The organism is Polynucleobacter sinensis (assembly GCF_001595985.1).
In the GTDB taxonomy this organism is placed as follows: Bacteria; Pseudomonadota; Gammaproteobacteria; order Burkholderiales; family Burkholderiaceae; genus Polynucleobacter; species Polynucleobacter sinensis.
Window position 1 is genome coordinate 488,799 of sequence record NZ_LOJJ01000003.1, and the last position, 25,194, is coordinate 513,992.

Genomic DNA, 25,194 nt, shown 5'->3' on the forward strand with positions numbered 1-25,194 from the left:
ACTTTTTTGTCGCTTTTGCCCACACCAGACTCATTTACTGGCTAAAGAGCATTCCCAGCCTTAATAGTTTGTACAACATGTATATCTTTAATACTCATAGGGTCTACTTTTAAGGGGTTTTGATCCAGTTCCACTAAATCAGCCAATTTGCCGGCAGTGATCGTGCCCTTTTTACCCTCTTCCCTATATAGATAGGCCGCATTACTAGTAAAGCCCTTGAGCGCCAAATAGGGATCAACCCTTTGCTCTGGGCCCAAAGTGTTTCCAGAGACAGTTTGGCGATTAACAGCACTCCAAACTGAAAAGAGCGCACTAGGTCCAGAAGATGGGGTGTCATTATGAAGCGCAGTGATCACTCCTTTTGCATGGGCACTCTTTAATGGATTTAAATTATTGGCACGCTCCGCCCCAAGCGTCTTGGGATAAACATCACCATATAACCAGGTGCCATTGGGCATCATGACCGCCATGATGTTGTTCTTTTTATAACCCTCGAGCTGATCATCGCGCGCAAAAAAAGAATGCGCAATCACCGTACGGCGGTCATCAGTAATACCAGTCTCTTTGACAACCTTATCGATAGCCGCCAGGGTCATATCAATACCAGCATCACCATTGCTATAGCCAAAGTATTGAATATTCTTTTGATAGGCAAGCTTGATGTACTTATCAATCAGGCTTTGTGGGTAATAAGCAAACCCACGCCAATCTTTTGCAAAGCCTGTGGTATCCAAATAGGGTTTAGTGAAGTAAGCCAATCGCAACTGCGGTGCGCCATCTGTGGGGACTTGTATACCCGCAACCTTGAAACCTCGATCGCCTTTACTGTAGATTCCGAACTGGTAATTGGGGTTAGTCTTGAGTAATTGATCAACAACATCAAAAGTTGGTAGAGCAATTAAATCTAAGGTCACAATGCCGCGATCTACCGCCAATCGCATATTGCGCATATCGGTAATAGTCGCCTCATAGCTTTGCGCCGTTGTGAAACCATTGGAAATGTAGAGTTTCTCGGCCTTGCGATAAGACTCAAATGTAAGGTCTTGAGAGTATTTACCCACTGCTTTTGCTACTGCATTGAGATAAGGCATGCCAATCAGGTCGCCAGTGAGCCTCCCCGTTTTAGGGTCAACAGGAATGAATCCATTCACCGCTTTAGTGGCAGTAGTAATCCTCAATTTTTTGAGGCCCGCACTATTGACCATGCCTGTTAAGGTAGAAATATTTTCAATCAAAACTGGCGTATCAGGAAAAGCCTGGTCAAGCTCTACCAAAGTGATTGCGCCATCACTCAACAGCGTCTCAGAATATCCCGTACCGACGATCCAACCATTAAAAGGATTGCCCTCCTTACGTAACTTATCTATTAACTGCTGCTTCGTCTTTGGTGGATTTTTAGAAAAGTACGCCAGATTGACGCCAAACGTGTCTTGGGCAATTAAAGCAAAATGACCCCAAGTATCAATGAAGCCTGGCAAGAGAGTATGGCCTTTTAAGTCATACATGTTGGCGTTAGTACCTGCCTCGACTAAAGCTGCTTTCATATCCCCGACAAAAGTAATCTTGTCATCCTTGACAAGAACAGCTTCAACATACCTGGGACTATCGCCCTCCATCGTCAGAATATCGCCGTTGAAATAGACGGTTGCGGGGCCCGCAAAAGAGATCGTCGCAATCGAAATCAAAAGGCTAGCAAGGATTTTAGGGATAGTTTTCATAAGCACCATTTTTACAGAAAAACCTATGGGGCAATAAAAAACCACCCGAAGGTGGTTTCTTAATTAACAAAAAGCAAAAGCTAAGATGGCTGGGTCATCCAAGAAGGCATTCGAGGCATAGATACTGACCCGGTAAAACCAAGCGTGTCCTACCTCGACAATCTCCATCAAGTAATTAAATGGACGATCCATCATCCCAGGTAATTGGCTTTACCAATTTCAACGCCGTTATGACGCAGGATGTTGTAGGTAGTGGTGACATGGAAATAAAAATTCGGAATGATCCAAGTCAGCACGTATTGTTCCCCCACAAACTCAAAGTTCCATTCTTTAATAGAGAATTTAATCTCCTTAGCTTCCGTACCATCAACTTGCTCAGGCTTGATGGTGTCAACAAAAGCAATGGTTTTGGCAATACGCTCTTGTAACTCAGCGAGAGTACTTTCAGTATCGTCAAATTTAGGCGCCTCAACACCAGCTAAGCGTGCCAAACCAAACTTCACTTGATCACAAGCAATTTGTACTTGCTTAGCCAGAGGGAACATGTCTGGGAATAAACGCGCCTCCACTAAGACCTTGCCATCGATTCCTTTGGCAGCCGCATACTCTTCTGCCTTCGTTAAAAGGTTGGAGAGATTGCCAAGCATCTTCTTGAACTGCGGAATAGATGCTTGGTACATTGAAATTGCCATAAATACCTTTTGAAATAAATTACTGTATTGAGAGTGAATTAAACATCACTCATAAAGTCGCCACCGCCGCCATTGTCATCCCAAGAAGATCCCAAGCTGGCATCATCCCAAGAACTAGCATCACGCACGCCAAAGTTTGGATCATCCATTCCAGGGCCGCCTACTTGATTAAAGTTAGGGTTGACATTGGGGTTTGAATGGCCATTATCATGACCACCCATGAGGTTGCTGGCTAATGCTTGACCAGCATACATACCAGCACCCAAGGCAGCACCAGTGGCTAAGCTACCCATCAAACCACTTCCCATACCGCCTGCAGCCGGAGCACCAGGATAGCCAGGGCCGCCGGGATAACCAGCCGGACCGCCAGGGGTTCCGGGGGCGCCAGGATAGCCAGCACTTGGAGCGTTATAGACCTGCACTGCTTCAGCCTTGCGACGCTTCATCACGATCATGATTCCAACAACCAAGATTGCGATCAAACCCCAAAACAGTGGGTTACTAAAAATAGAGCCTTGGCTAACAGCGGGTGCGCCTGGAACTGCAGCGCCAGCCAATTGCATCTGGAGTTTTTGTACTGACTCAGGTTGCGCGAATGGCAAGCCTGGAGCAAGATTTTGCGCTTTGATGAAATGATTACGCGCGGCCTCTAGCTTGCCTTCTTTAACGTAAAGCTCAGCTGCTACATAGTGAGCCTTTGCGCTATTAGGGTGATTTTGGAGAACCTCTTTCATCATGGCATCGGCTTTAGCCATTTGCCCAGATTGCACAGCCTGATATACCTCAGGCAAAGTTGCCTCGGCAAACGCTGCGTTGCTAGTTACCAGTACCGCAGCTGCGATTACGCCAACTAATAAATTGATTACTTTACGAATACTCATCAAGACTCCTTGTAGGATGTTTCGTGTGAATTCCATTATCCCTAGTTTCGGGATTTTTACTATTCCCTAGCTATATGGGGGATTTAGGGGGAATTTCAAGGGGTAAAGGGCACTTAAGCGATTTCGACTATCTCGCCCTTGGCGGAGATTAAAAAGGCCTTAGCCGGCTTATCCGGACGTATTCTGGCTAGCTCTTGTTTATAGTTATTCAGTTGCCCACGGTATTTATTGTGAGCCTCGCTACCCTCTTCAGGGATGGTGAGCTTGTAATCGAGGATGGCCAAGTGATCATCAAACTCTACTAGGCGATCTAAGCGGAAGCTTCTGCCATCCAGACTCACAACATCAATCTCATTCCAGGCTTGTACCCACTGATTTGTCGTGAGATATGGCTGGAGCTTTTGGGCATTAAGAACGGTATTGGCTTGATCTAAGGCTTTATTTGCCAACTCATTGCTAATGCCAAGCCAGCGAGCTATTTGATCTGCACTCATTGGCTCCGGGCCTGTTGCCCCGGTTTGATGTGTAAGGTGTTCAAGAAGGCGATGAAAATGCACGCCCTCTTCCAATATTTTGGAGTTATCTGGTGCACCGTCATCATCCTGGAAGACTTCGAGAGCTACACCACTCTCAATATCTTTTAGCTGTTGCTCGTGACTCGCTTTAGCTGCGCCCCAAGAAACCTCAAAGTCATCCATCATGAAATCCTTTGAACCAACTGCCTTCTGACTTTTTGGCGCTGGGGTTTTATTTGTTAGTGGTGACGGTTGGTCTTCAAGAATGCTTAATTGGCCTAGCATCGCTCTACCATACCAAGACTTCTCATCCAGGCCTACAGGATTTTTTGCAGTGGGCGCCTTTGCTACACCGCTAATCCAAAGCCCCTGTTTTGCCCTAGTCATTGCCACGTAGAGCAGATTCCAATTCTCATTCTTAGCTATGAGTAATTCGCGTTCACGCACTTCGCTGCGGGGATTGGTTAAGGTGGCCGAGGTATACATCGATAAATGACTTGGACTCTCGCTCTCGGGCGGCCAATCCAATAAGACGCCACGATGATCCGCCTTACCTTCAGTATGGTTAGCATCGAGCATGATGACAAATGGCGATTCCAAGCCCTTTGCCCCATGGATCGTCATCATACGAACGCGCTTGTTTTTGTCTTCTTCAGATAACTCACTCTCCTCGTCGAGCTCAACGAGATCCGCTTCTGCTTCAACATCACCCTCATCCGGGGTTTCATCATCATCGCCGCGGCGGATGGTGTTGATCTCCTCGATAAATCGCCCCAGACTTGGATAGCGGCCGCCATCCTGATTGAGGGCCAGCTCAAGGAAGGCATCCAGATTCGCTAAGACCTGTGCTCGAGCAATCTCTTGAGAGGCGCTTGCATACTTGATGCGCAAATCACTTTCTTGATAAATTCGATCCAGTAAATCATGAACTGGCAGGCGCTCACCTAATATGCGCCAATGCTCTAAATATCGCGCTGCCTGCATCAAGCTAGCATCTGGACTATCTTGCAAAGCATCCCACCAAGAGCGGTATTGATTAGATGCCATTGCTTTAGCAAGGGTTTGCATTTGGCTTTCGGTAAATGCAAAGATCGGACTTCTCAACACCTGCGCGAGCGGCAAATCATGGCGTGGCGTAACTAGGACAGTTAAAAGCGCAATTAGATCATCAATCTCTAGGGTATTGAGCAAACCACCGAGTCTTGAACTCTCGAACGCTAAACCTGCCTCACGTAGAGCGCGCTCAAATTGTGGAAGATATTTGCGGCGCTTCACCAGCAATAAGAAATCACTCTCTCTAGCCTTGCGCCAGACTTCTTTGCCATTGACGCGATCTACTACTGGACGCGTCTGAATAAGGTGCTGTATTAATGCGCTAACTTGCTGCCCCTCAACGTAGCGCTGAGTGACATCAGCGGTTTGTCGCGCATCGACAATCGCTTCTTCAAAAGCATTGCCAGCTCTTTGCTCCAACTCTTCAGCTTCGTATTTCACAAGGGGCAATAAATAGGCTTCGCCCTCGCTTGAGTGTTTTGGGTTGTCAGAATCTCCTGCTGGCGCTTGCCATAAGGTGTTTTGCTTAGTGAATGGATATGACTCCGGCAATTGCTCGGTGCCAAAGATCTGATTTACTGCTTCATTTATTTTTGGTGCGTTACGGCGGGTAGTATTTTGATTTAAGGATGCTGCGTTCATTTCTTTTACTAAGAAAGCCTGCGCATCATTAAACAATCTCGGATCAGCCCGGCGGAATCGGTAAATCGATTGCTTGGGATCCCCTACGATAAAGACAGTGGGTTTAGATTCATCCTGACCATAACCTTCTAACCATGCCCGCAGAATCTGCCATTGCAATGGGTTGGTATCCTGAAACTCATCCACCAAAATATGTTTGTACTTCGCATCTAGCCTTGACTGTAAGTAGGCTGCATTGGCAGAGTCCGCCATTAATTGACTGACACCGATCTCCAGATCATCAAAGTCACGGACGCGCATGGATTCTTTGGTCGCACTAACGTGATCCATCATGGCGGCGCTCATTGCAAACCAGGCTTCATTGAGTGCGAAGGCTTCTTGCTCTTTATTCCAGGCAACAAACTCTAAGAAAGCCGTTGCCCAAGCTTGCTTATAGGTTGCGTGCTCTTGTTCGCGATCTAGCTCACCTTCTTTTTTGAGGTACTTCTTGAGATCACCAGCGGCCTTGTCATTCGATGTTCGATTGGCATCATCTTGAGTCAAAAATACTGGCTGCAATGTCGATACAATATCCATCACATCACCACCGCTAGCCTTGAGATTAATGGCGGCTTGAATGATTGGCGCATAGGCCATTTCTGTAGCACTGCTATTGCTAAAACAGCGATATAAAAACTCTAAATCCGCCTTGACGTTAATGGCATTCCAAATTCCATTAAGCGGATTATCAATTTTCAGTCTCGATAAATCAGCTTTGAGCTTCTCAATAGGAGTGGTGCCATGAGCTTTACATGCTTGCGAGAAGAATGTCCAAGCACCCCTCTGTTTAAAGAGGCTGTAATTGCTCATCAGGAACTTCTGGGTTTCACTTGCTCCAAGCGTCTTTAGCAAGGTGTCGTAATGTGCCTGAATCCCTTCGGGCAGATTTCCCCACCAATCATCTAAGCACTCGTCTTGTAAGCGCTTTGCGTCTTCTCGTAGGCTAAAGCCAGGCTGTATACCCGTTGAGATTGGTGCAGCGCCTAAGAGCCTACCAAACCAACCATGGAAGGTATCAATAACAATACCCTGCGGACTTGCTAGCACTTTGGCATAGAGAGACTTTGCAGTGGGTAGCAGCACCTTTGCCTCATCAGCACTCAATCCGCGCTCAGTTAAGTACCCAATGAGTTGCTCATCACTTGATTGTGAAAACTCTTCAAGCAAACGATAGAGGCGATCACGCATCTCTTGCGCAGCTTTACGAGTAAAAGTGAGCGCGAGAATCTCTTGAGGCTTAGCGCCAGCCAACAGTAGTCGAGCCATCCTGGTGACCAATAACCAAGTCTTACCACTACCCGCACATGCAGACACGATTACCGAGCGATTAGGATCGCAAGCAATTTGGATTGGAAAGGTAGTGTTACTCACCACATCCCCTTTCTGCAAATACCCCTAGCTTCGCAATACTGGCAAACGCTATCGGGTGCAAATGCTTTAAGAGGTTTTCCGGACCAGAGGGATTGCACATCCTCGGTAATTTGCTCAGAAAACTCTTGCATGAGTTCTGGTATTTCTGCGATGCCTACTGAGCGCTCAGCACCATCACCAGCTTTTTTCACGTCGGCTTTTAAAGCTACCCACTCGGCTGCATTGACTGCGCGCCCAGGGATCTTTTTGCTCTCATTTGCGGCTCTGGCATAAATTAATAGCTGCGGATCATCCAAGACTACTTCAGAGCGCCACTCTACTTTGGCCAGACTCTGGTTCTTATAGTCAATCACTGATGCAGCGTTAGGATCATGAATGCTGACATCAAAGCGGTCGGCGTAACCCTCAATCCGAATATGGCGCTCATTTCCATCTGCATCGGTAAATGGCAGATCAAAGCCAACCTTCACTTCAGCGTCGTAGAACAGCCAACCTTGAGCCTCCCGATCCAACTGCCACTGAATAAAACTAGGGATTTGTTGTTGCCAATCTCTTAAGACGCCTAAGACTCTGGCGTCACCTTCAATTAAACGCTTAAAGACCTGCTCGGAGATTAGCGTTAGCTGATCTTGCATCCAAGCACGGTGCAGTTCTGGTTCTGCAGTGATTGGTGTGGCGGATTTTTGCGCCTCACTTTTCATGGCGTGATAGAAATTACGCAAGATCTTATGCAACGTTTGGCCAGCTAGTGAGGCATCAAAACCTTCTTCAAAACCTTTGAGCTTACGCAGGCCTAGCAAACTACGCACGTAGTAGCGATAAGGGCAGTCACGCAATGCTTTGTAAGCGCTCGGACTCATCGAGACTGGCATTGGTAAATCTGAATCCAGTGTTGCTATCGCCATTTGGGATGGGGCTGCAGTACCGCTGCGAGGTGCAAATAATGCACTGGCATTTTGTGCCTGCCAATTTGGTAAATCAATTTGAAGTCTCTGAATCCATGCCGAAGGTCTTAGTGGCTCTCCACTCTTACTCTTACTTTGCCAAAGGAGATTCACGCTAGGGAATGAGATAAGCAGTTGAGATAAATCTCGCGCCTGCTGAATAAACTGCGCCTCAATACTAGAGCCACCCAAGAGTCGATTTAAAGTATCAGAGAAAAATAGTGGAGGTTCTGAAAATGCAGGTAGTTGCTGTTCATCACAACCCACCATCACAACAGATTCAAATTCCCTAAAACGAGTGGAGCTCAGTGGCAGGATGCTGAGAGTTGCCTCAGCACTAGCACCCTTCTCTTCATATGAAGATTCTTCAATAACTGTTTTTAATAAACTAAGCCATTCATTGAGGCGCATCGCAATTTGCTGATGCTCTACATCAAAATCAAATGTTTCCAAAAGCTCAAGCAACTGCTTGCCAGCAGAATCTTTATCTAGGCCTTCAGTCATTCCCATTTGAACCAGATCATCCACCAGATATTGATGGGCAAGAGCGCAATTGATTTTGATTCCACGCCAGCGATTGAGTCGACCACGAATGGATTGCAGCAGTTCCAGTAACAGCGGATTCGGTGCAGTAGAGCCATGCGTGACCGATCCCTCGATCGCCATATGAAAAGTTTCCCAGCCGGATTTAACTTGGCTAGCAATCAAAATATCTTCGAGCTGTGCCACCAATCCATTTAAAGATTCTGCGTCACGTGTACCGTTGGAGTTAAGACACCTTCCAAGATCTAAGAATGGATTTTGTAAAAACTCCAACAGGTCAGCCGCACTCGGGCCCTCAGATGGTGCACGCAATAACTCCAGCCAACTATTGAGCGCTGCTGCCGCTCTGGTGGTGGACAGCTTCCAGCCAGTCTCATCTTGAATCTTAAGGGATGGGCCTAAACGTGCGAGCAATGCACGCGCTCTTCTAGCGACGAGACGATCTTGCGCTACCAGGGCGATATTGGTTTTTCCATCGATTAGTTGACGCTCAATTGTTTTAGCCGTTGCCCACGCCAATTCCTCAAATCGCTTAGCGGCAATCAGATGCCAATGCTCTGGATGCGCATTACTGATATTAGTTTGGATGGCTTGCAGCTTTTGCTCTTCAGGAGCGTTAGTGCTGATGGCTTCAGCCCAAAGCGCAACCGACTCCCAGTTCATTGTTACCTCAATTGCTGGAGCGTACTGCGCATAGTCCGCTAGATACCACTGAATAAGCTGCTTATCAATCGGCGTTGGGTCTGCTGTCTCTACCCAAACCAAAGGTCTTGTATTTACTTGTGCAATTTTCTTGCTAGCCTCAAGATGGGCAGCCATAGCAAATTGTTTTCTGAATGCAGGATCGCTTGGGCTGGTGATATATCTCCAGAAGGTCAGTAGCACTTGCGCTTCTTGATCCACCACTTTTCTTGCAAGCGCTGGGTATGCCTGACCAATGGTGCGATCTAATAATGGTTCAAGTGTCTCAATCCAAGATTGCGTATTTTGATTAATAGACTCTTCTTGATTTGAGATGAGCTGATGCAGCTCTTGCTGAAGACTGGGCGCTATGGAGTTGGATAAGGTGTCGCAGGCTGCAATGATGGCCTGAGCCAATCCCCACGAACCTGCCTCGGTTTCCGCTTTAAACCAGGATTGCAATTGCTTGTGTTTGCGCAGTGTCGCGTAAACCGACAACCAACGCTCTAGATCAGTTTGCTTCTTAGGGAACTTCCATGCGCCTGGTGCTGCTTCTAGCCAGTCGTTAAAACTCATGACTTGGGGCAGGAAGGCAATGTGACTAGGCAGGTTATTGGGGGGGCACCTCTCTAGAGCAGCTCTCACCCCCATTAATGGTCCTGCAGTACTCAGCACCACTAAGGGGCGTTGATTCGTTTGCATTGCACAATTCCAAATACCCTCGGCCAGCGACTTTAGAGCGTCCGCGTTGGGCGCTATTGCCCAAGCATATGGCTGCTTTTGCTCATTTAGGGTCGGAAATGGGTGCGACATTGACAGTTTTTCTGGGGCTGGCTTTGGGGCTGGTTTGTGATTGATTTTTACAATTTAGGCAGAAAGTGTGGCTTATTGCTAATATAAGCGTTGTAGTGCAATAACTATATAAAACTAAATAAGACTAATTAAGGAATTTTCATGAGTGCCGGCATCAAATATGTAACTGACGCTTCTTTCGAGCAAGACGTTCTCAAGTCCGATAAACCCGTTCTCCTCGACTTCTGGGCTGAGTGGTGTGGTCCTTGCAAGATGATCGGCCCTATCCTTGAAGAGCTGGCTGGTGAATACGGCGACAAGATCCAAATCGCGAAGATGAACGTGGATGAGAACCAAGGCGTTCCTGCCCAGTTCAATATTCGTGGCATCCCAACATTGATCCTCTTTAAGAACGGCACTGTAGCTGCTCAAAAAGTAGGCGCTTTGGCCAAATCCCAGTTGACCGCATTTATTGATAGTCATCTGTAAATAGCCTTCGATCACAGGTTCACTGGGTGAGCCTGTGGTTTTAGCTGTTTTTAGTGTAGTATCTATCTCATTGCACTTTCAGTGCCCCGATTTTCGGCAATATTCCCAGCAATTTTCCCTCCCCTTCTTTTTTAGCAAACTCCCCAAAATTCTGCTTTTCCATAACTGTCTCAGTTTGATCTAGACGGCGATAACCCAAAACACATTTACATCTTTCATCTACACCCGAGAACCACATGCAATTATCTGAACTCAAAGTCCTCCACGTATCCGCTCTGCTTGAAATGGCAGCGAGCTTGGAGATTGAAAACACCCAACGGATGCGCAAACAAGAATTGATGTTTGCGATTCTGAAGAAACGCGCCAAAGCTGGTGAAACCGTTTTCGGTGACGGCACTTTAGAGGTGTTGCCAGATGGCTTTGGCTTCTTGCGCTCCCCAGACGCCTCTTACATGGCTTCTCCGGACGACATTTACATCTCCCCTGCGCAGATTCGCCGCTTCAATCTGCACACCGGAGATAGCGTTGAGGGCGAGGTTCGCACCCCTAAAGATGGTGAGCGTTACTTTGCTTTAGTAAAAGTCGACAAGATCAATGGCTTGCCTCCAGAGGCATTGAAGAACCGCATCATGTTCGAGAACTTAACGCCTTTGCACCCAAATCGCGTTGTTCAATTAGAGCGTGACATTAAGGCTGAAGAAAATTTAACGGGCCGCATTATCGACATGATTTCCCCAATTGGTTACGGCCAACGTGGTCTACTCGTGGCATCGCCTAAGTCTGGTAAGACCGTAATGATGCAGCACATTGCACATGCGATTGCCGCCAACAATCCCGAAGCGATTCTGATTGTCCTGTTAGTTGATGAACGCCCAGAAGAAGTGACCGAGATGCAGCGCTCTGTTCGTGGTGAAGTCGTTGCCTCTACCTTTGATGAGCCAGCGGTTCGTCACGTTCAAGTAGCTGAAATGGTGATTGAAAAAGCTAAGCGCTTAGTCGAAATGAAAAAAGATGTCATCATCTTGCTTGACTCGATTACCCGCCTTGCTCGCGCTTACAACACTGTAGTTCCCTCATCAGGCAAAGTACTCTCCGGTGGTGTGGATGCTAATGCATTGCAGCGTCCAAAACGTTTCTTTGGTGCCGCACGTAACGTCGAAGAAGGTGGCTCATTGACGATCATCGCAACAGCTTTGATTGAAACTGGTAGCCGTATGGATGACCTCATCTACGAAGAGTTCAAAGGTACTGGCAACATGGAAGTCCACCTTGAGCGTCGCCTAGCTGAGCGCCGTGTTTACCCTGCGATTAACCTCAATAAGTCTGGCACCCGCCGCGAAGAATTGCTGGTTAAAGCTGAAAACCTCCAAAAAATCTGGGTTTTACGCAAATTATTGGCCGATATGGATGATATTGAGGCGATGAACTTCATCGTTGATAAGCTCAAATCCACGAAAAATAATGGTGAATTCTTTGATTTAATGCGTAAAGGTGGCTAATTTAGGCTAGGAAAGCCAGCGAAACTGCGCTTTCCTATTGATTTCATGGCATAATTTCGCTTTTACTGATTTAACAATTTGCATTTAACTGGGTAAGTATTGAGATCTTTGGATCTAAACGGCTGCCTGCTAATAGGACTAAAAATGAAACCTGGCATTCACCCCGAATATCGTGAAATCGTCTTTGTAGACGTTTCAAACAACTTCAGCTTCAAGACTCGCTCCACAATGCCTACTAAAGAGACAATCAAGTGGGAAGATGGCAATGAGTATCCATTGGCCAAGATCGAGACTTCATCTGAGTCACACCCTTTCTACACTGGCACCCAGAAGATTATGGATACCGCTGGTCGTGTTGAGAAATTCCGTCAGAAATTCGGTACTAAAGCTGTTGCTAAGGCTTCCGGTGATGGCGCTGCCAAAACAGCTGAGAAAAAAGCTGCTGCCGCAGAAGCTAAAGCTGCTGAAAAGCCAGCTAAGAAAAAGGCTTAATTTAAAGCACACTTCGAATAGGGATTGGGTCATTACCCTCCCCCTGCGAGATAATCAAGGCAGCGTTTGCTGCCTTTTTTATTGCTAATTTTTTATGGTCAAACTTACCGCCGCTGCCACTACCTCGATCCCGCGCATTATTATTTTTGCGCTGACCTTGGTCTATGGTCTGGCTGGTCTTTTTGCGCGCGATCCTTGGAAAAATGAAGATGCTATCGGATTTGGCGGCATGTGGACTTTGCAGCATGGCAAAGCGCTAGACTGGATCGTCCCTCACCTTGCAGGACGCAACGAATCCTTAGGTGCACCATTTCCCTATTGGTTGGGCGCCACCTTGATGGACATATTTGGCCCTTGGATTGGTGATGCGAATGCCGCCCGCTTGTACTCGGCGATCTGTTTTTTTTCTGCGGCCCTGGCCATTTGGTATGCCACCTATTTATTAGGGCGTCGCCAAGAAGTTCAACCCATGGCCTTAGCAGTTGGTGGTCAGCCTGGACGCAAGAACTATGGCATGACATTGGCAGATGGCGCTTTATTAATTTTCTTGGCCTGCGTCGGGCTTGCGCAACGCGCTCATGAAACTACGCCAATGATGGCGCAACTGATGGGTATTAGCATTGTGCTGTATGGCACTGTACGCGGCTTAGATAAACCTTGGCAAGGTGGTTTGTGGACTGGGCTCGGTATCACACTTGTTACCCTATCGAGCAATCTTACCCTCAGCTTGATCGTAGTAAGCTCCACCATCATTGCGGTTCTTGCAAGCAATGCGAAGCTGCGCTTTCGCTGGACATTAACAAGCACTGCTCTAGGCTTGATCGGTTTTGCGATTTGGCCAATGCTTTGGTATCTAGGCAATATCACTCCCGAATGGCGCCATATCGCCGAAGAAGGTTGGCGAAATGCGCCAGAGATGCGCGCCACCCCATCTATTGAATCGATTGGCTTTTTGAGTGTGAACTTTTGGGCATATGCATGGCCAGTCTGGCCATTAGCCATGATTTCTCTTGCGCATTGGGGTCGGGTAAAAGAAGCGGGTCAATGGCGCGCACCACACCTTTGCATTCCACTGAGTTTATTTATTGGCTGCTTGATTTACGTACTCTTTAGACTCGAGGCAAATGAGCATGATCTGATGATCCTGATTCCAAGCCTTTCGATTATTGCCGCTTTTAGTCTACCAATCCTAAAGCGTAGTCTGATCAGCTTTATTGACTGGTTTGCCATGTTTAGCTTCACGATCATTGCCTTGGCCATTTGGATTATTTGGTTGGCAAAAGTTACCGGCTTTCCAGAATCCACTGCCAGCAATTTGGCACGCCTACTACCCGGCTTTCAGGGGCAATTTGATTACATTGGTTTTTTGGTTGCCATCCTCATTACAGGTGTTTGGCTCGCAATTGTGCGCTGGAGAACTTCACGCGCCCCAAAAGAAATCTGGCGTTGCCTGATTATCTCTGCATCTGGCACAACCTTGATGTGGGTGTTATTAATGACACTATGGTTACCAACCATTAATTACGCCAAAACCTATCGCTACGTTTCCGATCGCTTAACGCAAATTATCGCCAATACACCAGGATGTATTGATACCACCAATTTAGGTCCAGCTCAATTGGCTTCATTTAGTTACTTCACTAAACTACCTTTACGTGATGACCCTAGCTGCAATCTTATGCTGACGCATAGCTCGTCCGAAGCAAAAGCGTACGCCAGCTTGAACAAAAAGAAGATTGAACTACTTTGGGAAGATCGTCGCGCATCCGACCGCGATGAGCGTTTACGCCTCTATCAAATCACTCCTGCCAGCAGGCAGTAATTGATGCTGCATTTCAAGTTATCGCGCCTTCGCGAGGATATCCCCTCCCTATTAAAGCTTGCCGGCCCATTGCTAGTTGGTCAGCTAGCAGTCATTGCTTTTGGCGTATTAGATACCGCCATGACAGCACGTTACTCCGCCGATGACTTAGCAGCACTGGCAATGGCCTCAGCCATTTTTATTAGCATCTATGTTGGATTAACCGGAGTCATCTCTGCACTAGCCCCGATTGCAGGACAACTTTTTGGCGCAAAACGCTTCGGCGACATTGGTGAAGAGGTTCGTCAGGCTACATGGCTTGCTCTTGGACTCACCGCCCTAGGTTGCTTAATTCTTCTCAATGCTGATCATCTATTACAAATCTCGCAAGTCAACACCGATATCGAAGGCAAGGCACGACTCTATCTGAGTATTCTGGCAATCGGTCTACCGGCTAGTATGGGCATGAGGGTTTTGATGGCGCTGCATAATGCAGTTTCAAGACCAGCAGTGATTACTGTGGTGCAACTCATCGGGCTAGGCCTGAAATTACCGCTCAATCTCTTATTTATTTATGGTGGGCTTGGCATTGAAGGCATGGGTGGTCCGGGATGCGCTGTGGCAACTGTCATCATCAACTGGTTATGGCTCTTGATTACCTTGAGTTTTGTACTCTTTGATCGCTTCTACAAACCCTTTAAGATCTTTGCCCGTTTTAGTGGGCCCAACTGGCCTCGCATCTGGACTTTACTTAAGCTTGGCACCCCCATTGGTTTTAGCTATCTCATTGAAGTGACATCATTCACCTTCATGTCGCTCTTTATTGCGCGCTTGGGCACGACGGCATTGGCAGGACATCAAATTGTGGCTAATATGGGGACGGTCATCTATATGGTGCCACTCTCCCTCTCGATCGCAACGATGACATTAGTCTCTCAATCGATTGGCGCAAATAAGCAAGAGCGTGCTGAAGAGATTGGCTGGTCATCTGTTTTCTTCACAACCACCCTCTGTATTGCGATTGGTATCGCGGTGTGGATTTTTAGAATGCAACTTCTCGATCTTTATGATCCACCAGAAGAAGTGAAGATATTCTCAATCCCACTCTTTTTGTTTATTGCCTTCTATCAAGTCTTTGATGCATTGCAGGTGACCGCGGCATTTATTCTGCGCGCATATCGCATTGCCTTTTGGCCAATGCTGATTTATGCGGGATCACTCTGGGGAGTCGGTCTAGGTGGTGGATATCTGATGGGCTTTAATGTTCTGGGCAATACTCCAGAATTTCTTCAGGGGGCTAATGGATTTTGGGCTGGTAACAGTCTGAGCTTGGGATTGGCCGCCCTACTGCTGCTTTATCTCTTTAGAAAAACGGCGGCACGCTTTGAGAAAACGCATCCGCCGGTTGAGGTTTAGTTCAAGCAGTTTTACTGAATAGGCTTGTATCCATTCGCAGGCATCGATGGCTTGCCTTGAGGGATGTTGTAACTACTATTGCCTTGACTTTGGGTTGGATAGCTGGGAACTTGATTGCCTTTGGCATACATGCACTGCTGATACGCAATGTTGTATTGGGTCTGAGATTGATTTTGTTTACCAGCAGAATTCATGGCTCCCATAGCGGCGCCACCAAGCAAACCAATACCAGCGCCAGTACCAACACCCTGACTGCTACCGCCCTGAATTACAGCACCCGCTGCCGCACCGAGAGCCGCGCCAATTGCTGCACTAGTAGCGCCTTCTTTTAAAGCAGCATTACTGGTATCTTTAACCGCGCCAGCCGCAAATTCACGACACTGCTGATCTTCTTGCTGAAAAACCTCAAAAGGCTTTCCTTCTCTGGGCATGATCGCAATCGTTGGCCCAGTGGGAGCGGAGACACACCCAGCTAAAGAGCCCATCGCTAGCAATGTGAATACAGCACGTTTCATATCCTACCCTTCAATTGAATTAATGACTGATTACTTGGCGTCGTTGCGCACCATTATTCGATGGCGGCATAGCGGCTTGAGTTTGCCAACCGGATGCGCAGTTTTGCACATACGGAAAATATTGGCCACTCGCTTCACAGAAATACCAGACAGGTGCTTGAGGCTGCGATGCCAATACCATCGGCTGCGCAGGGGCTGCATAGGTCACCACCTGGGGTGCCGAATAGACCACTGGAGGAGCGTAATAGCCTGCCGCATATGGATAGCCATAAGCAGGCCCATAGTAACCACCTCTCCAGCCTGGACCCCAGCCACCACCCCAACCTGGTCCATAGGCGACTGGTCGCCAACCACCGCCGTAGCCGTAGCCGCCGCCGCCACCAACCGAAACCGCCCAACCGACATTACCGGCATACGCCGATATAGGAGACAGGGACAATAGGCCAGCTGCCGCTAAGAGCGTCAGAAACGCTTTCAAAGCGCCGGATTTGCAATGCTTTTTATTTGTATTCATAGTGGACTCCATTATTGGTCGCCTCCTACTATATTTAACGCTTGATCTATACCCAAGCTGACAAGATTGGCAAATTTATTGCTCTAATTTTGCACCCGATCTATAAATGACTCTACCCCATTTATTGGCTTCCGATTGGATTAATTGCGTGAGTTCCTGCGGAGTGCCTGGCTTAGGTTCTAAACCGCTAGCCAGGAGTTTATTTCGCACTTCGGGCCGACTGAGTGCTTGGCGGGTTAAGGTATTCAAACGCTTTTGAAGATTAGGCGGCAAATTTGCAGGCGCCATTAACGAAAACCAGGAGGTTGCCTCAAAGCCTGGCAAACCCTGCTCAGCCAAAGTGGGGATTTCGGGAGCGGCAGGAGATCGCTTAAGTGTTGTGACACCTAATGCCTGTACCTCACCAGATTTAATCAGAGGTAGAGAAGATGATAGATTATCAAAGAGCATAGAAATCCGCCCGCTAATTAGATCTGGCAGTGATTGGGCTCTACCCTTGTAAGGAATATGTCGTATTTCTACACCTGTCATCTCTTTAAATAATTCACCAGACATATGCAATGAAGTCCCCACTCCAGAGGATCCAAAGGTCAATTGATTGGGATTGGCTTTTGCCAGCTCAATCAACTCATGCATATTCTTTACGCCTAGCTTTTTATTCACCACCAAAACATTCGGAGTGCTTGCCAGGAAACTAATCGGCGTGAAATCTTGAATCGGATGAAAGGACATCTTCTCGTACAAGGCGCCATTGATTGCATGAATACCTACCGTACCGATCAATAGCGTATAGCCATCTGGCTCGCTCTTAGCAACCAAGTCTGCGCCAATATTGCCACCATAACCAGGTCGATTTTCCACTAATATCGGCACACCTAAAGTCTGCTGCCAACTCTCAGCAAGCACTCGTGCCAAGATATCTGGGGCGCCACCAGGGGTAAAAGTGACCACAATCCGAATCGCCTGCCTTGGCCACCCCTCACTGGACTTTAAAGAAGCATTCGTCTGAGCCTGGGCGCCAAAGACTAGGGTGGCAAGCAGGAATACCACCGCCTTCACCATCATTGATGCATTCTTCATAGGAAAAGTAATGGCAAATTAAAAGCCGAAACGAGCGCGCAACCAAATCCAACCCTCATACTTCACAGGGTCGTCAGCGCAAGGGCCGATGCCACACTCTAAGAGTGTAGATAACAGGTTGGCAAAAACAAGTAGGATAAAAATAGCTACTAGAGAGTTTGAAAATAGAGAGCGGGAACGCACATCCCGATTAGGCAACATCAGCAATATAGCAAAGCCGGCTAACAGACCAACATAGCCTACAAATGCCCAGGTGTAAAAATGCAATTCTAAAAATGTTGCGCCAAATCCTTTGTCGCCCGGCAGGATATGTAGCAGCACTTGACGTAGTGAAACCATCATACCGACTAGGCCGCCAATAATGCCCCAGCCATAATGAGCGGAATGTGCCCCGCAACGAATGTTAAGTACTAGTGCAAAACCAATGATGACAAAACCCATACGTTGCATTAAACACAGAGGGCAAGGTAGCTCACCAAAATACAACTGATCGATAAAGGCATAAGACAGCATGCCAACAATTGCCAAGAGAGCCAATTGATTGCCTAGTGCAGCTAGTGAAGGAAAAGAGTTTTTACTCACCGTTGCTCACAGACTAATGTTGAGATGAGTTGTGGCATGAATGCGGAACCAGAACATCAGAATTCCTACGGTAATGCCAAGCATCACCAAACCCGCTAAGCGCCTCTCAAACCAAACAAGGACGAGACCAATAAAGGCCGTCAGGAAAGGTAAAAACATATACATACAGGAATTCTATCCTAGGTTGAGCTAAGAACTAAAAACGGGGAATGAGAAGTGCTATGAAGACGCTTTTGTATAGAATAAGGTATGACATCTACCCCACCCAGCGTTGATCTCGCAATCGATGGAGCGCTTGCTCGTATTACCTTTAATAACCCAGCGGCACGCAATGCTTTGACTTGGCCAATGTATGAAGAGCTTCAAAGGATTTGCGACAACATTGCCAAAGATCCAGAGATTCGGGTAGCCATTCTCAGAGGTGCCGGCGATAAGGCGTTTGTATCGGGGAGCGATATTCAGCAATTTGTTGATCTTCAAGAAAATGAAGCTTACGAAGTTGCCGTAGATGCTATCTTTCATTCGCTGCAACACTTACCCATTCCCACGATTGCACTCATCGAAGGGTTGGCAGTAGGTAGCGGACTATTGATTGCCACCGCTTGTGATTTTAGAATCGCTACTCCAGATGCCCGCTTTGGGATCCCAGTAGCTCGCACTCTAGGCAACTGTTTATCGCCCAGCAATCTCTCCTGGATTGCGGCTCATCTTGGTGTACCCATGGTCAAACGGATGCTACTGACCGCAGAACTTATTAAAGCTCCAGAATTACTTTCCAACTCCTACCTCTACAGTACGGCCCTACCTCAAGACATCCAACGTGATACAGAGGCATTAGCAATAAAGTTAGCAGCGCTCGCTCCAATCACACAGAAAGCGAGCAAAGTTACTTTAGCCCGCCTGATGGAAAGCAATCTTCCGGATTGCACAGAGTTAATGCGTGAGACTTATAACAGCGCTGACTTCAAAGAAGGAGTGAACGCCTTTCTTGAAGGACGTTCACCTCAATGGATTGGTAAGTGAATCTAGTGAACCGCCAGATAAGATCAAACTCAGACAATCTTGACCTTAAGCGGAGTCAGCCCCTCAACACTGCCCTCAAGTACATCACCCTTTTTCACAGGGCCAACCCCTGCAGGGGTGCCTGACATAATCAAATCACCTGGCTCAAGCGTAAATAATGTGGAGAGATAGGCGATAGTATCGGGAATATTCCAGATCAACTGGTTTAAGTCACCCTCTTGACGAACTTCACCATTCACTAAGAGGACAACTTTGCCTTTATTGGGGTGGCCACACTGAGCGGCAGGAGTAATTGCAGCACAAGGAGCGGACTGATCAAAAGCCTTTCCTGTATCCCAAGGTCGACCCATCTTTTTCGCCTCACCCTGCAAATCACGGCGAGTCATATCTAAACCAACGCCGTATCCATAAACATGCTCAAGCGCTTTGTTGGAAGGAATATTAGCTCCGCCTTTACCAATCGCAACCACCATCTCAATCTCATGATGCACATCATTCGACAGGCTTGGGTACTTCATATCTTTACCATCAGTAACAATTGAATTTGCTGGCTTCATAAAGAAAAACGGCGGCTCACGATCTGGATCATGGCCCATTTCACGAGCATGATCCGCATAATTTCGTCCGACACAATAAATACGATTAACAGCAAAACGACGGGAGTCACCAACCACGGGAAGAGAAGAAATTACTGGGGGATCAATAACAAATGTAGCGCTCATGACTGCCTTTCTGAATGAGTTTTTATGGTTTCTACTGGTGTGAACAATATTGTCGAATGATTATGACATCACTTTTGATAGGGCTTGACTATGCTGGCGCGACTAGCCTGTAACTTCAAGATCAAGATACTCAGAGCCAGCGCAAAGGTCAGCGCATTGGCCAATATCAGAGGCCATTTCTCAATGATCAATCCATAGATCAACCATAAGCCAACGCCTAAGGTAAAGAGGCTATACATCCCCGCGGAGATACCAGATAAGTCACGCGTGCGCCATGACTGAATCGCTTGAGGCAGGAAGGCAATGGTCGTTAAAAAAGCAGCGCAATAACCAATAATCTCAATGTGATGAGGTTGCAGAGTCATCAGAGATAGCTGCATTTATTGCTTTTTATTTAATCCCGCTTTACGAGCTTCAATTTCCTTATTGATAGCAGCAAGAGTTTTTGCATCTGGAGATTTCCAGTTACCACCTGCTTGATTAGCCATATAGACCACAGCATCTGAAAATGTTTCTATGGTCATATTGGGGTTACCGCCTTTAGCAGGCATTCCTCTTACGCCAACATAAGCATGCGCTGTTAAGGTAACCTGACCTTCGGCAATGAGTGGCGCCCACTTGGCTTTATCACCAAATTTCGGGGCATTTAAAACACCAGTTCCGTGGCAAGCAGCGCAGACTTGCTTATAAGTATTTTCACCGGACTGAGCAAAAACAGTAGCGCCAAAGCTTAAGCCAACCATCAAGAGGAGTGGGTGTAACGGTAATGTCATAGATGCACCATTTAGAGATAAGTTAGCGATTCTAATAATTTATCTCAAATTTCAAATGCATGCTCTAGTTCAAGCCAAAGAAGTTAGCTACGCTATAAGTAATAAAGGCAGCCAAGTAGGCCAGCCCAAAGAGGTAGCTCAGCATGACGATCGGGATCTTCCAACCACCGGTCTCCCTCTTCACCGCGGCTATGGTAGATAAACACTGCGGAGCGAAAACAAACCAGGCTAACAGGGATAGCGCTGTTGCTAGACTCCAGCCCTGAGAAATCAAGGGAACTAAGGCATCGGCAGCATCGGCACCTGAGCTGGATAAGGCATATACCGTAGCCAAAGAGCTCACCACCACCTCACGGGCAGCCATGCCGGGCACCAAGGCAATACTAATTTGCCAATTAAACCCAATAGGCTCAAACACTACTGCTAATGCTTGCCCCATCATTCCCGCAATACTGTATTGGATTGGGGCGCCCGTAGCGTTTTCGGGGGGTAGCGGAAAACTAGATAAGGCCCAAAGGCAAACCGTCATGATCAGAATAATGCCGCCCACTCTACGCAAAAATATCTCTGCTCTTTGCCATAAACCAATCGCGAGATTGCCTAGACGCGGCAAATGATAGCTTGGCAACTCCATCATTAATGCATTGAGCTGAAATTTTTCAGTAGTAAAACGCTTTAATACCCAGGCAACCATCATCGCTCCGAATATGCCAGCGAAATAGAGTGAGAAAAGGACTAGGCCCTGTAAATCCAAACCAGCCCATAACTTGCGCTCTGGAATGAAAGCCGATATGAGTAATGCATACACCGGCAAACGAGCAGAGCAAGTCATCATGGGCGCAATCAGGATCGTCACCAAACGATCACGCGAATTGGAAATGCTTCGGGTCGCCATGATTCCAGGAATGGCACAGGCAAAGCTAGACAACAAGGGAATGAAAGACCTTCCGGAGAGCCCCACCCTACCCATTAAGCGGTCCAACAAATAAGCAGCACGTGGTAAATACCCCGACTCCTCCAAAATCAAAATAAAGAAATACAAAATCAAAATCTGGGGTAAGAAAATCAATACGCCGCCCGCGCCAGCCAACACGCCATTCACCAATAGGCTGCGGAACCAGTTATTCGGCAAAAACTCTACCAACAAAGCACCAAGCCAATCAACACCGGCTTCGATAGCTTCCATTGGTAAGGTAGCCCAACTAAATACCGCTTGAAAAATAAAGAATAGAACAAACGCAAGAATCATTAAGCCAAATACGGGGTGTAGCAATACGCTATCAAGGCGATCACTCAAGCGATCGGGAACAATTTGGTCTAAACCGAGATTTTGCAAAATCCTCTGTACTTGAATATTGTCAGACTCGGTATGAGCGGAATGATCTACGGAGGTCTCGATACCTTCATCAACTTCGCTAGTGCGAAAGGCTGTTAGATTTTTCCAATCCAACTGATTAAGAAAATGTTTTAGATCATCAGCACCATCAGACTGGATACCAACAGTAGTAACCACCGGCAAGCCCAGCTCCTGCGACAGGCCTTTAGCATCAACCGCAAGCCCTTGTCGCTTAGCGACATCCACCATATTGAGGACGACGATACACGGCAATCCCAGCCGTTTGGCAGCCAACACCAAACGGAGATTACGCCTGAGATTCATAGCGTTGAGAACGCATAAAACCAAATCGGGACGCTTCTCACCCGCAGCATTGCCATGCAAAACATTGCAAGTGACTCGCTCATCCAAAGATCGTGGGTAAAGACTATAAGCACCAGGTAAATCTAAAATCCTCAGGACCTTTCCTGAATCCAGGTTGAGTCGACCCTCTTTTCTCTCTACGGTAACGCCTGAGTAGTTAGCAACCTTTTGACGGCTGCCAGTCAGTAAATTAAATAAAGCGGTTTTTCCGCAATTTGGATTGCCCAATAAGGCAACCAGCGGCTCGCTAGGGAAAAAATGAATCTGGGATTCTGTCATGCTTAGAGCACCTCCACCTCAACTAGGCGGGCTTCAGACTCTCGCAAGGCAAATGTTGAAGATCCAATCCTGACTAAGATGGGACCCAAGCCTAAAAATCCTTTCCGCAGAACTTCGACCTGCTCCCCAGGGAGAAATCCAATATCTTCAAGCTGACCACGCATGTCTGCGCTTTCGCCAGATGGACTCATAATCCGTGTAACGCGACCTCTTACACCTGGGGCGATGTCTTCAAGATTCATGGATTAGGGTTATTGGAAAGGGCGGGAAATAGACTGTATTGGCTCATTATATCCCCACTTGAGAATGACTATCATTTCCTAAAATGAAGGGATCAAACTACATCATGAGGGCTTAGGCACCTGCCCACTTTGATGTATCACAAAAGAAAGGCCGGTTTTTAGAGCCAGCCAGCAATTTGCTTATTTAGGCCAACCGATTTATACCCAGGGGTCGCGTTTGATAATGCCCGGATCTTGCGGATCAATTTAGCAATCTCGCGATCAGCACTCAACTCCTCACTCATGGTTAGAAAAAATATTTCGTCTTTTAGCCAAATAAAGTCGAGGCCATTTTCAATTGCAACGCTTTTAACGCCCATACCCACGTCAGCCTTTTTAGCCAATATGGCTGTCGCAATCGCCGAGTGCGTGAACTCTTCATTCTCATACCCCCGAATTCCCTTCGAATCCAAGCCCTCTTTACTTAAAATCGTATCGAGCAATAAGCGAGTTCCCGAACCTTTTTGTCGGTTGATAAAGCGAAGCTTTGGCCGTAGCAAATCTTTAGCGCAAGTAATGTTCAGTGGATTGCCCTTTGCTACGAAAAATCCTTGTATACGCCTCATTACCGGAAATATCTGCATTCCCTCTTTTTCTAGGCGTCGAGCGATGACTTGAGAGCTCTTGGGATCTGATACATGAAATCCAGCAATATCCACTTCATAATTGAGCAGGCGCTCTAAGGCCTCACCAGAACCAGCGGTGATCAGCTCAAAGCCACCAATATCTAGCACTGCTTTTTGAATAACGGGATCGCTACTGCTTGCAAAACGCCATTGTTTTTTAGCCTTCACCCGGAACTGCGCAAACCCATCCTCAAGGTGCAAAAGACTACTTTGACCTAAGCGCAACGTCTTTTGATCAAAGTCATCGGTAAATTGCATCAAGTAATAAGCATATTCAGATAGCTGCGAGCCATGACCCCTCACGCGATCGATTAACTTAAAACCCAGTGCTTTTTCGACATCGTTCAGCTTTTGCCAAACATTGCGATAGGACAGCCCCATCTTCTTGCACGCGGACATCAAGGTCTTGCCGTGATCAATATCCTTTAGGAGAGCAGTCAACCACACTAGATCAACAACAGTTGGATCTTTGGCATTTTTATTGCCAAAAACTAAGGTAGGCCGAATCTGGATTCTCATATGTAATTTTTTGCATATTGATGTTTTGTAATATGACTGATATTACCCGAACCCACTCAAGGATACGAAACCACATGAAATTGATACTCAATCGAATTCTGACTTCTGCCATTACGGCATTAATGTTGATCGGAACGCCAGTACTCGCACAAGAAAAAAGTATCATCCTCTCCTCTACCACTTCTACGGAGCAATCTGGATTATTTGGATTCATACTACCTATCTTCAAAATGAAAACGGGCATTGATGTCAAAGTAGTTGCCGTAGGAACTGGTCAGGCATTGGATATTGGCCGTCGCGGTGACGCAGATGTCGTATTCGTCCACGACAAACCCGCTGAAGAGAAGTTTGTCAGCGAGGGCTATTCAACTAAACGTAATGAAGTGATGTACAACGATTTTGTACTCATTGGACCTAAAGCAGATCCAGCAAAAATTGCTGGTGGGAAAGATATCAAACTGGCATTTCAGAAAATTGCCAGCTCTCAGGCTCCATTTGTTTCTCGTGGTGACAAGAGTGGCACCCATGCAGCGGAGCTGCGCTACTGGAAGGATGCCGGTGTAGCTGTTGCCCCAGGTATGGCTTGGTATAAAGAAACTGGCTCTGGAATGGGTCCCGCCCTAAATACCGCATCTGCGATGAATGGCTATATCCTCGCTGATCGCGCAACTTGGCTAAGCTTTAAGAATCGTGGTGACCTCGCTATTTTGGTTCAGGGTGACCCAAAATTATTTAATCAATATGGCGTCATGCTCGTAAATCCAGCCAAATTTCCACATGTGAAAAAAGCAGAAGGACAAGCATTTATTGATTGGATTCTTTCCAAAAATGGTCAAGACGTCATTGCTAGCTATCAAATTGGTGGCGAGCAACTCTTCTTTCCGAATGCGAAGAAATAAGAATATGTAGGCAGCATATTTTTCATCGCTGATATTGAAAAATACTCAAAAGAAAAAGGCCTGCAATGCAGGCCTTTTTATTGACTACTTCAGTATGAAACCATGCACTATGGT

General features: G+C 46.9%; 24 protein-coding genes. 7 read left to right on the forward strand and 17 right to left on the reverse strand.

The annotated features are described in order from the left end of the window. Window positions 1-41: 41 nt before the first annotated feature. The 6 genes from AOB49_RS06185 to AOB49_RS06205 form a co-directional block, all read right to left on the reverse strand. The gene (locus AOB49_RS06185; RefSeq protein WP_062309015.1) at window positions 42-1,718 is read right to left on the reverse strand and encodes an amidohydrolase; all 1,677 of its coding nucleotides are present in this window, start codon (window positions 1,716-1,718) and stop codon (window positions 42-44) included. 63 nt (window positions 1,719-1,781) lie between these two features. Then, on the reverse strand, window positions 1,782-1,913 hold the full coding sequence (locus AOB49_RS12370) for a hypothetical protein (RefSeq protein ID WP_281177813.1): 132 nt from the start codon (window positions 1,911-1,913) through the stop codon (window positions 1,782-1,784). After that, window positions 1,910-2,410 carry a DUF1993 domain-containing protein gene (locus AOB49_RS06190; protein WP_062309017.1) on the reverse strand — a complete coding sequence of 167 codons (501 nt, stop codon included), beginning with the start codon at window positions 2,408-2,410 and terminating at the stop codon, window positions 1,910-1,912. The genes AOB49_RS12370 and AOB49_RS06190 overlap by 4 nt, the downstream gene beginning before the upstream one ends. A gap of 38 nt (window positions 2,411-2,448) precedes the next feature. Next, window positions 2,449-3,291: a tetratricopeptide repeat protein gene (locus AOB49_RS06195; RefSeq protein ID WP_062309019.1), complete on the reverse strand. Its 843-nt coding sequence runs from the start codon at window positions 3,289-3,291 to the stop codon at window positions 2,449-2,451. A 113-nt stretch (window positions 3,292-3,404) separates the two neighbouring features. Beyond that, window positions 3,405-6,911, reverse strand: coding sequence for a UvrD-helicase domain-containing protein (locus tag AOB49_RS06200; protein ID WP_245640626.1), 3,507 nt, complete (start codon window positions 6,909-6,911; stop codon window positions 3,405-3,407). Continuing rightward, window positions 6,908-9,892, reverse strand: coding sequence for a PD-(D/E)XK nuclease family protein (locus AOB49_RS06205; protein ID WP_062309023.1), 2,985 nt, complete (start codon window positions 9,890-9,892; stop codon window positions 6,908-6,910). The genes AOB49_RS06200 and AOB49_RS06205 overlap by 4 nt, the downstream gene beginning before the upstream one ends. Window positions 9,893-10,033: 141 nt before the next feature. Here AOB49_RS06205 and trxA point away from each other — a divergent pair, with 141 nt between their 5' ends. From trxA to AOB49_RS06230, 5 genes are all read left to right on the forward strand, one after another. After that, entirely contained in the window at window positions 10,034-10,360 is a 327-nt protein-coding gene (gene trxA, locus AOB49_RS06210; protein WP_062309025.1) for a thioredoxin TrxA, read from the forward strand. A 236-nt stretch (window positions 10,361-10,596) separates the two neighbouring features. Next, the gene (gene rho, locus AOB49_RS06215; protein ID WP_062309027.1) at window positions 10,597-11,859 is read left to right on the forward strand and encodes a transcription termination factor Rho; all 1,263 of its coding nucleotides are present in this window, start codon (window positions 10,597-10,599) and stop codon (window positions 11,857-11,859) included. Window positions 11,860-12,003: 144 nt separating this feature from the next. After that, window positions 12,004-12,351, forward strand: a complete 348-nt coding sequence (locus tag AOB49_RS06220) for a type B 50S ribosomal protein L31 (RefSeq protein ID WP_062309029.1) — start codon at window positions 12,004-12,006, stop codon at window positions 12,349-12,351. Between the two features lie 94 nt (window positions 12,352-12,445). Next, window positions 12,446-14,173, forward strand: coding sequence for an ArnT family glycosyltransferase (locus tag AOB49_RS06225; protein WP_062309031.1), 1,728 nt, complete (start codon window positions 12,446-12,448; stop codon window positions 14,171-14,173). A 3-nt stretch (window positions 14,174-14,176) separates the two neighbouring features. After that, window positions 14,177-15,568 (forward strand): MATE family efflux transporter, encoded by a 1,392-nt coding sequence (locus tag AOB49_RS06230; protein ID WP_062309032.1) that lies wholly within the window; start codon window positions 14,177-14,179, stop codon window positions 15,566-15,568. An 11-nt stretch (window positions 15,569-15,579) separates the two neighbouring features. On the opposite strand, the gene AOB49_RS06235 is transcribed toward AOB49_RS06230, so the two are convergent. From AOB49_RS06235 to AOB49_RS12020, 5 genes are all read right to left on the reverse strand, one after another. Further along, window positions 15,580-16,083, reverse strand: coding sequence for a glycine zipper family protein (locus AOB49_RS06235; protein ID WP_216634653.1), 504 nt, complete (start codon window positions 16,081-16,083; stop codon window positions 15,580-15,582). Window positions 16,084-16,102: 19 nt separating this feature from the next. Then, on the reverse strand, window positions 16,103-16,597 hold the full coding sequence (locus tag AOB49_RS06240; RefSeq protein ID WP_062309034.1) for a hypothetical protein: 495 nt from the start codon (window positions 16,595-16,597) through the stop codon (window positions 16,103-16,105). A 75-nt stretch (window positions 16,598-16,672) separates the two neighbouring features. Beyond that, the gene (locus tag AOB49_RS06245; protein ID WP_062309036.1) at window positions 16,673-17,677 is read right to left on the reverse strand and encodes a Bug family tripartite tricarboxylate transporter substrate binding protein; all 1,005 of its coding nucleotides are present in this window, start codon (window positions 17,675-17,677) and stop codon (window positions 16,673-16,675) included. A gap of 18 nt (window positions 17,678-17,695) precedes the next feature. After that, window positions 17,696-18,259: a disulfide bond formation protein B gene (locus tag AOB49_RS06250; RefSeq protein WP_082784074.1), complete on the reverse strand. Its 564-nt coding sequence runs from the start codon at window positions 18,257-18,259 to the stop codon at window positions 17,696-17,698. Window positions 18,260-18,265: 6 nt separating this feature from the next. Beyond that, a complete protein-coding gene (locus AOB49_RS12020) occupies window positions 18,266-18,424 on the reverse strand; it encodes a DUF5993 family protein (RefSeq protein WP_156471346.1) in 159 nt (52 codons plus the stop codon). 84 nt (window positions 18,425-18,508) lie between these two features. On the opposite strand from AOB49_RS12020, the gene AOB49_RS06255 reads away from it, so the two are divergent. Continuing rightward, window positions 18,509-19,282 (forward strand): enoyl-CoA hydratase/isomerase family protein, encoded by a 774-nt coding sequence (locus tag AOB49_RS06255; protein WP_062309038.1) that lies wholly within the window; start codon window positions 18,509-18,511, stop codon window positions 19,280-19,282. 29 nt (window positions 19,283-19,311) lie between these two features. Here the strand turns inward: AOB49_RS06255 and AOB49_RS06260 are convergent, their stop codons facing one another. The 6 genes from AOB49_RS06260 to AOB49_RS06285 all read right to left on the reverse strand — a co-directional run bounded on the left by AOB49_RS06260 (window position 19,312) and on the right by AOB49_RS06285 (window position 24,181). Then, window positions 19,312-20,004, reverse strand: coding sequence for a fumarylacetoacetate hydrolase family protein (locus AOB49_RS06260; protein WP_062309039.1), 693 nt, complete (start codon window positions 20,002-20,004; stop codon window positions 19,312-19,314). Between the two features lie 68 nt (window positions 20,005-20,072). Further along, the gene (locus AOB49_RS06265; protein WP_245640627.1) at window positions 20,073-20,384 is read right to left on the reverse strand and encodes a SemiSWEET transporter; all 312 of its coding nucleotides are present in this window, start codon (window positions 20,382-20,384) and stop codon (window positions 20,073-20,075) included. Continuing rightward, window positions 20,385-20,777, reverse strand: a complete 393-nt coding sequence (locus AOB49_RS06270) for a c-type cytochrome (RefSeq protein WP_062309041.1) — start codon at window positions 20,775-20,777, stop codon at window positions 20,385-20,387. It abuts the gene before it with no gap. Between the two features lie 64 nt (window positions 20,778-20,841). After that, window positions 20,842-22,755 (reverse strand): ferrous iron transporter B, encoded by a 1,914-nt coding sequence (gene feoB, locus AOB49_RS06275; protein ID WP_062309042.1) that lies wholly within the window; start codon window positions 22,753-22,755, stop codon window positions 20,842-20,844. A 2-nt stretch (window positions 22,756-22,757) separates the two neighbouring features. Beyond that, complete coding sequence (locus tag AOB49_RS06280; protein WP_062309044.1) at window positions 22,758-22,997, reverse strand: FeoA family protein; 240 nt, start codon at window positions 22,995-22,997, stop codon at window positions 22,758-22,760. Between the two features lie 158 nt (window positions 22,998-23,155). Further along, the gene (locus tag AOB49_RS06285) at window positions 23,156-24,181 is read right to left on the reverse strand and encodes a substrate-binding domain-containing protein (RefSeq protein WP_062309046.1); all 1,026 of its coding nucleotides are present in this window, start codon (window positions 24,179-24,181) and stop codon (window positions 23,156-23,158) included. A 74-nt stretch (window positions 24,182-24,255) separates the two neighbouring features. On the opposite strand from AOB49_RS06285, the gene AOB49_RS06290 reads away from it, so the two are divergent. After that, complete coding sequence (locus AOB49_RS06290) at window positions 24,256-25,080, forward strand: substrate-binding domain-containing protein (protein ID WP_062309047.1); 825 nt, start codon at window positions 24,256-24,258, stop codon at window positions 25,078-25,080. Window positions 25,081-25,194: the final 114 nt, after the last annotated feature.